The organism is Streptomyces sp. NPDC059740, from assembly GCF_042733155.1.
Classification (GTDB): domain Bacteria; phylum Actinomycetota; class Actinomycetes; order Streptomycetales; family Streptomycetaceae; genus Streptomyces.
Map to the genome: position 1 here is coordinate 1 of NZ_JBHWGP010000010.1, position 13,547 is coordinate 13,547.

At 73.6% G+C, this 13,547-nt stretch carries 9 protein-coding genes; 3 read left to right on the forward strand and 6 right to left on the reverse strand.

The genetic code is table 11. The features are described 5' to 3' along the window. Window positions 1–96: 96 nt before the first annotated feature. The 4 genes from ACFV3R_RS14510 to ACFV3R_RS14525 all read right to left on the reverse strand — a co-directional run bounded on the left by ACFV3R_RS14510 (window position 97) and on the right by ACFV3R_RS14525 (window position 4,733). Window positions 97–678: a TetR family transcriptional regulator gene (locus ACFV3R_RS14510; RefSeq protein WP_385581154.1), complete on the reverse strand. Its 582-nt coding sequence runs from the start codon at window positions 676–678 to the stop codon at window positions 97–99. Window positions 679–942: 264 nt separating this feature from the next. After that, complete coding sequence (locus ACFV3R_RS14515) at window positions 943–1,947, reverse strand: aldo/keto reductase (RefSeq protein WP_385581157.1); 1,005 nt, start codon at window positions 1,945–1,947, stop codon at window positions 943–945. A gap of 142 nt (window positions 1,948–2,089) precedes the next feature. Continuing rightward, window positions 2,090–3,031: a DUF5996 family protein gene (locus ACFV3R_RS14520; protein WP_385581676.1), complete on the reverse strand. Its 942-nt coding sequence runs from the start codon at window positions 3,029–3,031 to the stop codon at window positions 2,090–2,092. 181 nt (window positions 3,032–3,212) lie between these two features. Then, window positions 3,213–4,733 (reverse strand): MFS transporter, encoded by a 1,521-nt coding sequence (locus tag ACFV3R_RS14525; protein ID WP_385581160.1) that lies wholly within the window; start codon window positions 4,731–4,733, stop codon window positions 3,213–3,215. Window positions 4,734–5,001: 268 nt separating this feature from the next. Between ACFV3R_RS14525 and ACFV3R_RS14530 the strand changes: the two genes are divergently transcribed. Further along, window positions 5,002–5,898 (forward strand): helix-turn-helix transcriptional regulator, encoded by an 897-nt coding sequence (locus tag ACFV3R_RS14530; RefSeq protein ID WP_385581163.1) that lies wholly within the window; start codon window positions 5,002–5,004, stop codon window positions 5,896–5,898. A 57-nt stretch (window positions 5,899–5,955) separates the two neighbouring features. Here the strand turns inward: ACFV3R_RS14530 and ACFV3R_RS14535 are convergent, their stop codons facing one another. Next, window positions 5,956–7,410, reverse strand: a complete 1,455-nt coding sequence (locus ACFV3R_RS14535) for an MFS transporter (RefSeq protein WP_385581166.1) — start codon at window positions 7,408–7,410, stop codon at window positions 5,956–5,958. A 188-nt stretch (window positions 7,411–7,598) separates the two neighbouring features. Between ACFV3R_RS14535 and dusB the strand changes: the two genes are divergently transcribed. Both dusB and ppdK read left to right on the forward strand, forming a co-directional pair. Next, a complete protein-coding gene (dusB, locus tag ACFV3R_RS14540) occupies window positions 7,599–8,753 on the forward strand; it encodes a tRNA dihydrouridine synthase DusB (RefSeq protein WP_385581169.1) in 1,155 nt (384 codons plus the stop codon). A 494-nt stretch (window positions 8,754–9,247) separates the two neighbouring features. After that, a complete protein-coding gene (gene ppdK / locus ACFV3R_RS14545; RefSeq protein WP_385581172.1) occupies window positions 9,248–12,043 on the forward strand; it encodes a pyruvate, phosphate dikinase in 2,796 nt (931 codons plus the stop codon). Between the two features lie 239 nt (window positions 12,044–12,282). On the opposite strand, the gene ACFV3R_RS14550 is transcribed toward ppdK, so the two are convergent. Further along, window positions 12,283–13,158 carry a TauD/TfdA dioxygenase family protein gene (locus ACFV3R_RS14550; protein WP_385581680.1) on the reverse strand — a complete coding sequence of 292 codons (876 nt, stop codon included), beginning with the start codon at window positions 13,156–13,158 and terminating at the stop codon, window positions 12,283–12,285. Window positions 13,159–13,547 lie beyond the last annotated feature (389 nt).

The following is a 13,547-nucleotide window of genomic DNA, read 5'->3' on the forward strand; positions in this document are numbered from 1 at the left end:
GGACGGTCCACCCGTCCGGCCGGCGTCGCGCTGTTCCGCCGGCGGTCGCGGCGGGCGTCTGCGCAGCAGGGGCGGGGCCCACCCCCGGCTGCGCCCTCAGTCCGCCCGCAGGCCCCGCACCACCAGGTCCCGCACCGCGGCGAACTCCGCTTCGACGCCGGGGCCGGTCCACTCGCCGGCGTGGGCCGGGTCGTGGAAGCGGGCGGTGGCGTCGAAGACGGCCCGTGCGCTCACGGCGGGATCGTCGGTGACGAAGACCCCCTCGGCCACGCCCGCAGCCACGATCTGCGCCAGCTGCCCGACGAGGTCGGTGATGTGCTGTTCCACCACCTTCGTCCCGTCGATCAACTCCGAATAGGTCGCGAACAGTTCGGGGTCGGCGCAGGCCTTCTCCCGCTTGGCCGTGAACAGGGCGGCCAGCCACCGCCGCAGCCGGTCCTCGGCGGGCTCCCGGGCCGCCGCGATCTCGGCCAGCCCACGGCCGGCACGGTCCAGCCACCGTCCGGTCACCGCCTCCCGCAGCTCCGCCTTGGTGCGGAAGTGGCGGTAGACGGTGCCGTGGCTGACGCCCAGCGCCCGGGCGACGTCGACGACGGTGGCCTTGGCCGGCCCGTGGCGGCGCAGCACCTCCTCGGTGGCCTGGAGGATGCGTTCGGGCGTCAGCGGCTCGGCGGGCATGGACGAGGCCTTTCGGGTCGGCGGCGGCGGGGGCTGTCCCGGCACGGCTCCCGAGGGCCCGGCGCGTTCCGGCGGGACCGCCGGGAGCGCCGGGCCGAGGGGCGTGGCCAGAAGGACGGTACCCGCACCGGACGAGGCGCCGACCGGACGGGACCCTCGGCGGTGCCGGGCGCGGACGGCTACGGCTGCCGACCGGGCGGAGGCCGGCCCGTGCGGTCCCGCCCCCGCCGCGGCCCCGTCACCGCGGCGCGCGGGCGGCAGCCCTCACCGCTCGCTGTCCAGGTGCACCATCTGCTCGGCCGGGTAGCGGTCGCCCCTGGCGGCGCCCGGCGGCACGGCCCGCTCGATCGCGGCGAGGTCCTCGGCGTCCAGGGTGACCTCCAGTGCGCCCAGGGCCTCGGTCAGGCGCTCGCGGGTGCGTGCGCCCACCAGCGGGACGATGTCCTCACCGCGGGAGAGGACCCAGGCGATGGCGGTCTGCGCCACCGAGACGCCCTTCCGCTCGGCGATCTTGCGCAGCTCGTCCACCAGGCCGAGGTTGTGGTCGAGGTTCTCCTCCTGGAAGCGCGGGCTCACGGAGCGGAAGTCGCCCCGTGCCGGGCGGCGCTCCCGCGACCAGTGGCCGCTGATCAGGCCGCGCGAGAGCACGCCGTAGGCGGTGATGCCGATGCCCAGCTCGCGCGCGGTCGGCAGGATGGCGTCCTCGATGCCGCGGGAGATCAGCGAGTACTCGATCTGCAGGTCGCAGATGGGGGCCGTGGCGGCGGCCCGGCGCAGCGTCTGCGCGCCCGCCTCGGACAGGCCGATGTGCCGGACGTGACCCTGCTCGACGAGTTCGGCGATGGCGCCGACCGTCTCCTCGATGGGCACGTCGGGGTCGACGCGGGCGATGCGGTAGACGTCGACGTGGTCCGTGCCCAGCCGCTGGAGCGAGTACGCCAGGAAGTTGCGGACCGCTGCGGGGCGGCCGTCGTAGCCGTGGAAACGTCCCTCGACGTCCCGTAGCGCGCCGAACTTCACGCTGATGAGGGCCTTCTCGCGGAGGGCGGCGGGGGCGGTGCGCAGGGCCTCACCGATGAGTATCTCGTTGTGGCCCATGCCGTAGAAGTCGCCGGTGTCCAGCAGGGTGACCCCGGCGTCCAGCGCGGCGTGGATGGTGGCGATCGACTCGCTGCGGTCCGTCTCGCCGTACAGGGCGGACATGCCCATGCAGCCGAGGCCGAGGGCGGAGGTGCGCGGGCCGGTGGCGCCGAGGGGGCGGGTGAACATGCGGGGACTCCTTGCCTGGGGAGGGTGGTGCCGCGGCGGCGTCGCCCGCCGGACACCGGGTATCCTCAGCATGGCATGACTGATGACAGAATTCCATATCTGTCATTCGCTGTCCGTGGCCCGGGGCGGGGTTGACGCCCCGCTAGCGGTACTGCGCCCAGCGCTCCGGGTCGACCTCCAGAACGGCCCGGTCCCAGTCACCGCACTCCGCAGCCGCCTCGTAGGTGTCGCCCAGGAAGTCCAGCAGCACGCGGTCCGGGTCCGCCGCCGCGCGCACCACTTCGTAGGGCAGCAGGAACTGGCCGGCGGAGGCGCTGTAGGACGCGCCGTCCGGGCGGACGGGCCGCTCGGCGAACCCGGCGGGCTCCGGGTAGGCGTAGGAGTAGAACGCACCCTCCTCGCCGCCGCCGGGCCAGAAGCCGCAACTGCTCAGCTCCCGGGAGTAGCCCTCGACCATCACCCAGTCACCGCAGTGCGGGGCCCCGCCGGGGTGCGCCGGCGCGCGGCGCCCGGAGAACCGGGTGCAGGCCAGGTCCATCGCCCCCCAGAAGAAGTGGACCGGGGAGACCTTGCCGGCGAACCGCGCCCGGAACCGTCCCAGCACCCGGTCGGCCTGCACGAGCTGACGCCAGAACAGGTGCGCCGCCTCGGGGTCGTAGGTGTGGTGGCGGTGGTCCTCGGCGAACGGGAGGGCGGGCTCCACCTCGTTGGGGTGCCCCTGGATGTGCGTGGGGACGCCGAGTTCGTCCAGCGCCCGCAGCACACCCGCGTGGAACTCGGCCACCGCGACCGGCTCCAGCGGCAGCAGCCGCACCCCGCCGGCGCTCGTCCGGATCCGCAGCACGTGCTCGACGAAGTCGAACTCGATGTCGAACATCCCGCTGCCGCAGGGGATCGACGAGGTCGTCAGGCCCCGCGGGCTGACGTACAGCGTCACCTGCCACCAGTGGTTGAGCAGCGGCGCGTGGGCGAGCCGGACCTTGCCCACGATCTGCGCCCACATGTGCAGCGTCTCGCGGGTCTCCGTCCAGTCGGCCACCCGCAGGCGGGGCCAGGCACCGGAAGTCTCGACGGTCACGATGATCCACCTCCACGGGGACGGCACCCCCGAGACGAGGCCGGCCACGCCGCCACCGGGCGACGCGGTCCACCAGCCTCACCCTGCGCCCTGCCGGGCTCCCCGGCAACCGAAGCGCCGCCGGGACGGCCTCCGGAGTGCGGGCCGCCCCGCCGGCCGCCGTGACAGCCGCCGGAGGCCGGACGGCTCACACCAGCCTGCGCGGCAGCCGCCGGCTCATCGCGGTCGTCACCACGACCACCAGCAGCTGGGCGCCGAGCGCCGCCAGCAGCCCGCCGCGGATGCCGGCCGTCGGCTCCAGGGTCAGGAAGAGGGTGCCCAGCGTCGCCACCCCGAGCGCCATCGCGGCCTGCTGCGTGGTGACCATCACGCCACCGCCCGCACCGGCGAGGTCCGGCGGCAGCTCGCTCAGGACGACCCGCAGCAGCACCGGCAGCACGCACCCCTGCCCCAGGCCCAGGACCGCCATGGCGGCGGCCAGCCCCGGCACGGACACCTGCGGCCAGCCCGTCGCGGCCACCACGCCCAGCGACAGCAGCCCCAGGCCCTGCACCAGCGAGCCCGCGACCACCACCCGGCGCCCGAAGCGGGCCACCAGCCGGGGCCCGGCCAGCGAGGAGACGAAGAAAGTCACGCAGAGCGGCGCCAGCGCGAGCCCGGCCGCCAGCGGGCCGTACCGCAGCCCGTCCTGGAGGGCGACGGCGATGACGAACATGAAGCCGCCGAAACCCAGGCAGAACGGCACGATCATGCCGAGTCCGCTGCGGGCCGAGGCGATGCGCAGCAGCGAGGGCGGCACCAGCGCCGTCCGCCCGGCCCGCTCCACCCGGCGCTCGGCCGCCACGAAGGCCGCCGCGGCGAACGGGAACAGGGCCAGCATCACCAGCGACCACAGCGGCCACCCCGCGGCGCGCCCCTCGGTCAGCGGCAGCAGCAAGGTGACCAGCGCCGCCGCGAGCAGCACGGTCCCCGGGCCGTCCACCCGGCCGGCGCGCGGCGCCCGGCTCTCGGGCACCGTACGCAGCGCGAGCGGCACGGCCAGCGCGGCCACCGGCACGTTGACCAGGAACACCGCCCGCCAGCCGAGCCCGGCCACGTCCGCCGAGACCAGCACCCCGCCGAGCACCTGCCCGACCGCGCTGGAGACCCCGGCGGTGCCGCCGTACAGGCTCATGGCCCGGGCGCGCCGCGGCCCGGAGGTGGTGGCCTGGATGGTCGACAGCACCTGGGGCAGCATCAGCGCGGCCGCCGCGCCCTGGGCGACCCGCGCGACCACCAGCGCCGCCGCGTCGGGTGCGAGGCCGCAGGCCAGCGAGGTCAGGCCGAAGGCGGCCACCCCCCACAGGAACAGCCGGCGGCGCCCGGCGAGGTCGCCGAGCCGGCCGCCCAGGACCAGCAGCACGGCGTAGGCGACGCCGTAGCCGGCCACCACCATCTCCAGCATCGCCGGGCCGGCGGCCAGGTCGCGGTCGATGGTCGGCAGGGCGACGTTGACGATGAAGAAGTCGACCAGCGGGAGCGCCGCGCCCAGCAGCACGGTGAACAGCCCCAGCGGGCTCAGGACGCCGCCGGTCGTGACGGGACCGGGCGGGGGAGCGGCGGGACCGGGCAGGGGAGCGGCGGGGCCGTTGAGGGACGGAGGGGAGGTGTGTGCGGTGCGGGCAGGCCGCACCCGGGTGGTCTCGGTGTCGTTCACGTCGTCGAGCATCGGCGACCCCGCAGGGGGGTACCAGAGTGTGCTGATCCTGGTACCGAGGGCACCACGGTGAGACGAGGGGCCGCCCCCGGCGTCCCCCCGGGGGCGGGAAACCTCCCGGGCGCGGACGAACCGTACGCCACCAGGTGCGACGGGACCGCCCGGGTGCCCGGGCCCCCGGCCGTCCCGCCGAACGGCCGCCAGGGGGGTACTGCACCGCCCTCATCCTGGTGGTGATGCCACCTGGCACAGGTATCGACCGACCCGGCATCCTTGGCGCATGACCCTTTCCGTAGCGGAGAACGCAGGCAGTGTCCGACGGCAGGAACTCGCCGCGTTCCTGCGCAGCCGTCGCGAACGCGTCTCGCCGGAACAGGTCGGCCTGGCGCCGGGCAGCCGCCGCCGCACCCCGGGGCTGCGGCGGGAGGAGGTGGCGCAGCTCGCCGCGGTGGGCGTCACCTGGTACACGTGGCTGGAGCAGGCCCGGAACATCAACGTCTCCGCGCAGGTGCTGGACGCCGTCGCACGGGCGCTGCGGCTGGACCGGGCGGAGCGCACCCACCTCTTCGCGCTGGCCGGTCAGACCGACCCGGAGCCGGGCCGGGAGTGCCCGGGGGTGTCCGAGCCGGTGCTGGCGATGCTGCGCCAACTCGAACCCTTCCCGGCCTGCGTGCAGAACGGCCGGTTCGACGTCCTCGCCTACAACAGCACCTTCGGCCGGCTCATGTGCGACATGGACGCCCTGGCCCCCGAGGACCGCAACTGCATGTGGCTGGCGTTCACCCACCCCGGCTACCGGGCGTCGGTCGTCGACCTTGAGGAGACCGTCGCGCTGATGGCGGCGAAACTCCGGGCCGCCATGGCGGGCCACGTGGCCGAACCCACCTGGAAGGCGCTGGTGCGGCGGCTCTCGGACGCCTCGCCGGAGTTCCGCGAGGTCTGGGCGCGCCAGGAGGTCGTCCGCCCGACCCTCGGCACCCGGCTCTACCGGCAGGAGCAGGTCGGACTGCTGCGGCTGTTCTGCACCCACCTGTGGACCGGGCCGAGTGACGGTCCGCGCCTGCTGGCCTACACCCCCGCCGACGAGGAGACCCGGGTCCGGCTGGAGCGCCTCCAGGAGCTGGTCCGGGCGGACGCGCAGCGGGCCGCACCGGGAACCGGAGCCGTCGCGGCCTGACCGGGACCACCGGGGCGGGCCGTCGCGGTGGTCCCGGTCAGGCGGGCGGCCCGCTCCTCAGGCCCCCGCGCTCGCCGACTGCTGGTTGCGCACGTCGGCCGCGTCGTCGAGGAGGGCGGCCGTGTGGCGGGCCGTGCCCTGCGCCCAGCGGCCCGTCGTCACCGCGCCGAGGAGCAGCACCGCCGCACCGCAGCCGGTGATGATCCACCACGCCGGGCGGCCGGCGGCCGTGAACGAGTCGACGCCTCCGTTCACACCGCCCGCCAGCACCGCGCCGATCACCGCGACGCCGAGCGAGGAGCCGACCTGGCGGCTGGTCGAGGCGACCGCGGCGGCCACCCCCGCCTGGCTGCGCGGCATGCCCGAGACCGCGGTGTTGGTGATGGGTGCGTTGACCAGTCCGAAGCCGATGCCGAAGAGCACGTAGCCGGTGAAGAGCAGGGCGTTGGTGCTCTCGGCGGAGAAGCCCGCGAACAGCACGCCCGAGGCCACGATGAACACCCCCGCCGCCAGCAGGGAGGGCCGGGGCCCGCGGGTGCCGACCAGCCGGCCCGACAGCGGGGCGAAGACCAGCGTCATCACCGCCATCGGCAGCATGTACACCCCGGCCTCCAGCGCCGACATCCCGCGGACGTTCTGGAGGTAGAGGGTGTTGACGAAGAGGAAGCCGCCCAGCGATGCGAAACCGCACACGGCGATGACGGTGGCGCCGGAGAACGGGGCGCTGTGGAAGAAGCGGACGTCGATCAACGGCTCGGTCCGGCGCCGCTCGTAGGCCAGCAGCCCCAGCAGCGAGGCGACGGCCACCACCGTGCACCCGACGGTCAGCGGCGAGCCCCAGCCGGCCGCCGGCGACTCGATGATCCCGTAGGTCAGCGAGCCGAGCAGGGTGATCACCAGGAGCTGGCCGACCGGGTCGACCCGGCGGGCCCGCGGCGCCTTGGACTCGGGGACGAACAGGAAGGTCAGGACGAGGGCGGCGAGGCCGATGGGCAGGTTGAGCCAGAAGATCGACCGCCACCCCACGGTCTCCACCAGCAGTCCGCCGATGATGGGCCCCGCGGCCATGCTGACGCCCACGACACCGCCCCACACGCCGATGGCCCGGGCCCGCTCGCGCGGCTCGGTGAAGGTGTTGGTGATGATCGACATGGCCACCGGGTTCAGCATCGATCCGCCGATCGCCTGCACCATGCGGAAGACCACCAGCCACTCCAGGCTGGGGGCGAGGCTGCACAGCCCCGAGCCGAGGGTGAAGACGACCAGACCGGTCTGGAAGACGCGCCGCCGGCCGAGGCGGTCGGCGGTGGAGCCGGCCAGCATCAGCAGCGCGGCCAGCACGATGGTGTAGGCGTCGATGGTCCACTGCAGGCCCGACACCGAGGCGTGCAGGTCCTTCTGGAGGGTGGGGAGGGCGACGTTGAGGATCGTGTTGTCGAGGCTGACGATCAGCAGGCTCATGCAGCAGATCGCCAGGACGAGCAGGCGCCGCCGGTGGCTGAGCTCGGGCATGGTTGAACGGTACAACGATGCGGCGCCGCCTCCGGCCGACGGGAGCCCTCTTCGGGCCGTCGGGAGGCGCCCGCGCGGTGGCGGGGCGGGCCCCGTGCGCAGGGGCTGCCGGGCGGCGGGCGCGCCCCGTCCGTGATGCGCGACAATGGGAGGTCGAGCCCCGCAGCCGCCGCCCCGAAGGATTCCCGATGCCCCTCCTCCAGATCGGCCCGCACGCCGTGCAGCCCCCGGTGGTGCTCGCCCCCATGGCGGGCATCACCAACGCGCCGTTCCGGACCCTGTGCCGGGAGTTCAGCGGCGGCCGGGGCCTGTTCGTCAGCGAGATGATCACCACTCGGGCGCTGGTCGAGCGGAACGAGAAGACCATGCAGCTCGTGCACTTCGACGCGAGCGAGAAGCCGCGGTCCATCCAGCTCTACGGGGTGGATCCGGCCACCGTCGGCAAGGCCGTCCGCATGATCGCCGAGGAGGACCTCGCCGACCACATCGACCTCAACTTCGGCTGCCCCGTCCCGAAGGTCACGCGCAAGGGCGGCGGCTCGGCCCTGCCCTACAAGCGGCCGCTGCTGCGGGCGATCCTGCGGGAGGCGGTGGCCGGCGCGGGCGACCTGCCGGTGACGATGAAGATGCGCAAGGGCATCGACGACGACCACCTCACCTGCCTGGACGCCGGCCGTATCGCCGTCGAGGAGGGCGTCACCGCGATCGCGCTGCACGGCCGTACCGCCGCGCAGCACTACAGCGGCACCGCCGACTGGGACGCCATCGCACGGCTCAAGGAGCACGTGCCCGAGATCCCGGTGCTCGGCAACGGCGACATCTGGTCGGCCGACGACGCCGTCCGCATGATGCGGTACACCGGCTGCGACGGCGTCGTGGTGGGACGCGGCTGCCTGGGGCGGCCCTGGCTCTTCGGCGACCTGGTCGCGGCCTTCGACGAGGACGGCAACCCGCGGGAGCCGGGCACCGGCGAGGGCTACGCGCAGCCGACGCTGCGCGAGGTGGCCGACGTCATGGTGCGCCACGCCCGGCTGCTCGGCGAGTGGCTGGGGGACGAGCAGCGCGGCGTGATCGACTTCCGCAAGCACGTCGCCTGGTACACCAAGGGCTTCTCGGTCGGCTCCGAGGCGCGGCGGCGGCTCGCGGTGACCTCGTCCCTGGAGGAGCTGCGCACGCTCCTGGACGATCTGGAGCTGGACCAGCCGTGGCCCGCGGGCGCCGACGGCCCACGCGGCCGCACATCTGGCCGAAACCGAGTGGTCCTTCCCGACGGTTGGCTGGACGACCCGCAGGACTGCTCGCTGGTCGACGCGGACGCCGAGTCGGACACCTCCGGCGGCTGACACGCCGCTCACCTGAGCACTCGCCGCTTCTTCGGACCGCTCCCGGGCCCGCTTCCCCCGCACCGCCAGGTGCCGGGAAGCGGGCCCGCGGCGTGTGCGGGGGCGGCGAACCGCGTGCTGCGGGGGCGTGATTCTCGCCACTTCTGATAGGTGATTCGCTCAGATGAGCGCACCAGATGGGCTTCCACTTCCCTTACCTGTGGCACTGCGTGCCAGGGGTGGCGTGTTCACGTGATCAACGGTGTGAGGTGTCCATGGCCGGGCCCGCCGCCTCCCTACCCCCTCCGGTCGGCCCCCGCCCCACCCTCGCGTTCGACTTGTGAAGGAGTGGCGACGTGGTGGCGCACTTTCGATCCGGTGGTCCAGGCGCGGTTACAGGCGCATGTCGACCAAGTGGACGTACCGACAAGCCTTCGATCTGGGTATGTTCCTCGCCGTCAGGGCAGTCACCTCCGCTGGTGCGAGCGGGGGAACCCGAACGAGGAGTCCGTCCCGTGTCGGAACCGCAGGACCAGCAGGCCACCCCGGACGCCGGGGACGAGCAGCACGCCACGACCGCTACCCCCGCTCCGGAACCCTCCCAGGAGACGAAGTACGTCTACGACTTCACCGAGGGCAACAGGGACCTCAAGGGTCTCCTCGGCGGCAAGGGCGCCAACCTCGCCGAGATGACCCGGCTCGGTCTCCCCGTCCCGCCGGGCTTCACGATCACCACCGACGCCTGCCGGACCTACCTCGCCACCGGGCGCGAACCCGAGGCACTGCGTGCCGAGGTGTCGGCCCATCTCGCGGCGCTGGAAAAGCAGATGGGCAAGGAACTCGGCCAGGCAGACGACCCGCTGCTGGTGTCCGTACGCTCCGGGGCCAAGTTCTCCATGCCCGGCATGATGGACACCGTCCTCAACGTCGGCCTCTCCGACACCTCCGTCGAAGGGCTGGCAGCGCAGGCCGGCGACGAGCGGTTCGCCTGGGACTCCTACCGCCGCCTCATCCAGATGTTCGGCCAGACCGTGCTCGGGGTGGACGGTGAACTCTTCGCCACCGCGCTGGAGAAGGCCAAGGAGGCCAAGGGCGTCCGCGTCGACGTCGAGCTCCAGGCCGAGGACCTGCGGTCGCTGGTCGAGGAGTTCAAGGGCATCGTCGCCAAGGAGACCGGCCGCGACTTCCCGCAGGACCCGCGCGAACAGCTCGACCTCGCCGTCCACGCGGTCTTCGACTCCTGGAACGGCGAACGCGCCGCGCTCTACCGGCGGCAGGAGCGCATCCCCGCCGACCTCGGCACCGCCGTCAACATCGTGGCCATGGTCTTCGGCAACCTGGGCCCCGACTCCGGCACCGGCGTCGCCTTCACCCGCGACCCCGCCAGCGGCCAACAGGGCGTCTACGGCGACTACCTGCAGAACGCACAGGGCGAGGACGTCGTCGCGGGCATCCGCAACACCGTGCCGCTGGCCGAGCTGGAGAGCCTGGACAAGGCCTCCTACGACGAGCTGATGCGCATCATGGAGATCCTGGAGAACCACTACCAGGACCTGTGCGACATCGAGTTCACCATCGAGCGCGGCAAGCTGTGGATGCTCCAGACCCGCGTCGGCAAGCGCACCGCCGGAGCCGCCTTCCGCATCGCCACCCAACTCGTCGACCAGGGCCTCATCGACGAGGCGGAGGCACTGCGCCGGGTCCGGGGCGCCCAGCTCGCCCAGCTGATGTTCCCCCGCTTCGACGACTCCGCCCGCGGCACCGGCAGCGCCCGCCGCGTCGGCCGCGGCATCGCGGCCTCCCCCGGTGCGGCCGTCGGCAAGGCCGTCTTCGACTCCTACACCGCCGTCAAGTGGTCCCGTTCGGGCGAGAAGGTCATCCTCATCCGCCGCGAGACCAACCCCGACGACCTCAACGGCATGATCGCCGCACAGGGCATCCTCACCAGCCGCGGCGGGAAGACCTCGCACGCCGCCGTCGTCGCCCGCGGCATGGGCAAGACCTGCGTGTGCGGCGCGGAGGAGCTGGAGGTCGACACCAAGCGGCGTTGCCTGAGTGCCCCCGGCGGAGTGGTCGTCGAGGAGGGCGACACGATCTCCATCGACGGCTCCACCGGCAACGTCTACCTCGGCGAGGTACCCGTCGTCCCCTCCCCGGTGGTGGAGTACTTCGAGGGCCGCATGCACGCCGGTGCCGACGACGCCGACGACCTGGTCAGGTCCGTGCACCGGATCATGGCCTACGCCGACCGGATGCGCCGGCTGCGGGTCCGCGCCAACGCCGACACCGCCGAGGACGCCGCGCGGGCCCGGCGGTTCGGGGCGCAGGGCATCGGGCTGTGCCGCACCGAGCACATGTTCCTCGGTGAGCGCCGCGAGATGGTCGAACACCTCATCCTGGCCGACACCGACGCCGAGCGGGACACCGCGCTGGAACAGCTCCTTCCGCTGCAACAGGCAGACTTCCAGGCCCTGTTCGAGGCCATGGACGGGCTGCCGGTGACCGTGCGGCTGCTGGACCCGCCGCTGCACGAGTTCCTGCCCGACATCACCGAGCTCTCCGTCCGGGTGGCGCTCGCCGAGTCGCGGCGCGACGCCAACGAGAACGACCTGCGGCTGCTCCAGGCCGTCCACCGGCTGCACGAGCAGAACCCGATGCTGGGCCTGCGCGGCGTCCGCCTCGGGCTGGTCATCCCGGGCCTGTTCGCCATGCAGGTGCGGGCCATCGCCGAGGCCGCCGCGGCCCGTCTGGCCGCCGGCGGCGACCCCCGCGCCGAGATCATGATCCCGCTGGTGGGGACGGTGCAGGAACTGGAGATCGTCCGCGAGGAGGCCGAGGAGGTCATCGCCGAGGTCGCCAAGGCGCACGACGTGGAGCTGGACATCGCCCTCGGCACGATGATCGAGCTGCCCCGCGCGGCCCTGACGGCCGACCAGATCGCCGAGTCCGCCGACTTCTTCTCCTTCGGCACCAACGACCTGACCCAGACGGTGTGGGGCTTCTCCCGCGACGACGTGGAGGCCAGCTTCTTCACCGCCTACCTGGAGAAGGGCATCTTCGGGGTCAGCCCCTTCGAGACGATCGACGCGGACGGCGTCGGCCGGCTGGTGCGCGACGCGGCAGCTGCGGGCCGCCGCACCCGCCCCGACCTCAAGCTCGGCGTCTGCGGCGAGCACGGCGGCGACCCGGAGTCCGTCCACTTCTTCCACAAGGCGGGCCTGGACTACGTCTCCTGCTCGCCGTTCCGCATCCCGGTGGCCCGCCTGGAGGCCGGGCGGGCGGCAGCGGAGGGCAGGCGCGAGAGTTCCTGAGCCAACGGGCGGCCGTCGGGTAAGACGGCCGCCCCGACCGACCGGAGCGGCCGGGCAACCCCGACCCTCAGCCCGGCCTGCTCCGGCCGAGGGCGGCACCTTTGTGCGGAGGTGCCGCCCTCACCCTTTCCCGTCCCGCGCGCGGCGTCCCGCGCCCGCGGCGGCGTCACCGCTCGGAGCGCCGAGGGGTGACCGCCCGGTGCCCGGAGGCCGGCGGCCTCGGCGCCCGGGCCGGCCGCTCAGAACGGCCGGTCGCCGGCGATCGCGACGCGCTCGGCGACCCGCCGGTGCGTGCCGTAGTCGTTGACGGCGTAGTGCTGGGTGGCCCGGTTGTCCCAGAACGCCACGTCACCCGCCTGCCAGCGGAACCGCACCTGGAACTCGGGGACGTGCGCCTGCTGGAACAGCAGCCGCAGCAACCGGTCGCTCTCCTGCTGCTCCAGGCCCTTGATCCGGGTGGTGAAAGAGGTGTTGACGAAGAGCGTCTTCCGGCCGGTCTCCGGGTGGCGGCGCACCACCGGGTGCTCCACGGGCGGGAACTCCTCCTGGTGCGGGGCGAGCCGCTCGGGCGAGTAGAACCGCGCGAAGCCCGGCAGGAAGTCGTGGACGGCGACGGCGTCGTCGATGCGGGAGCGCACCTCGGGCGGCAGGTTGTCGTAGGCGGCGGCCATGTCCGCCCACATGGTGTCCCCGCCGAACGGCGGCACCTCGCGGAGCTGGAGCACCGCCCCCATGGCCGGGCGCTCCCGGAAGGTGACGTCGGTGTGCCAGACGTTCTCGAAGGTCGGCGTGGTCCCGGCGGCCTTGTCGAACCGCACCACGTCCTCGTCGTCACCCCTGGCCAGCAGCGGGTTGGTCTCCAACTCGCCCCAGTTGAGGGCGAAGTCACGCTGCGCGCGGGAGGTCAGGTGCTGGCCGCGGAAGAAGAGCACCTTCCACTCCAGCAGCGCCCGGTTCAGCTCCTCGCGCAGCGGCTCCTCCAGCGGACGCGAGAGGTCCAGGCCACGGATCTCGGCACCTATGGTCCGGCCCTGCGGGACCACCTCGAACCGCTCGTAGGGCCGCTCCTCGACGCCCTCGGGCAGCCGGCGCAGCACCCGGGCGCCCTCGTACATGCCGTCCGCGGGGATGCGGTGGTCACGCAGCAGCGGGGCGGCGGGGGCGGGGACCGGTGCGGTGACGGGTGCGGTGGCGGTGGTGAGCGTCAACGTTTCCTCCTGTACGTGGACGGCCGGTGCGGGCTACTGCCGATACCGGCGGTGTGACGGTGAGTGACGGTGGGGGGTGCGGGAGGCTGTCGGCCGGGGTCGTCGGGAGGCGGTACCGGTGACGGCCGGAGCGGGCCGGAGCGGTGCCGGCCGTAGTGGTACTCAGCAGCGCTCGGGCGGGGGTGTCACGGGTGACCGGCCGACGGGGGCGTGCGGCGCGTACGGGACGCGCGGCGCGCTACCGGGTCAGCAACAGCAGTGAAGTGCCGGGGGAGAACCCACCCGGCCGCGGCGAC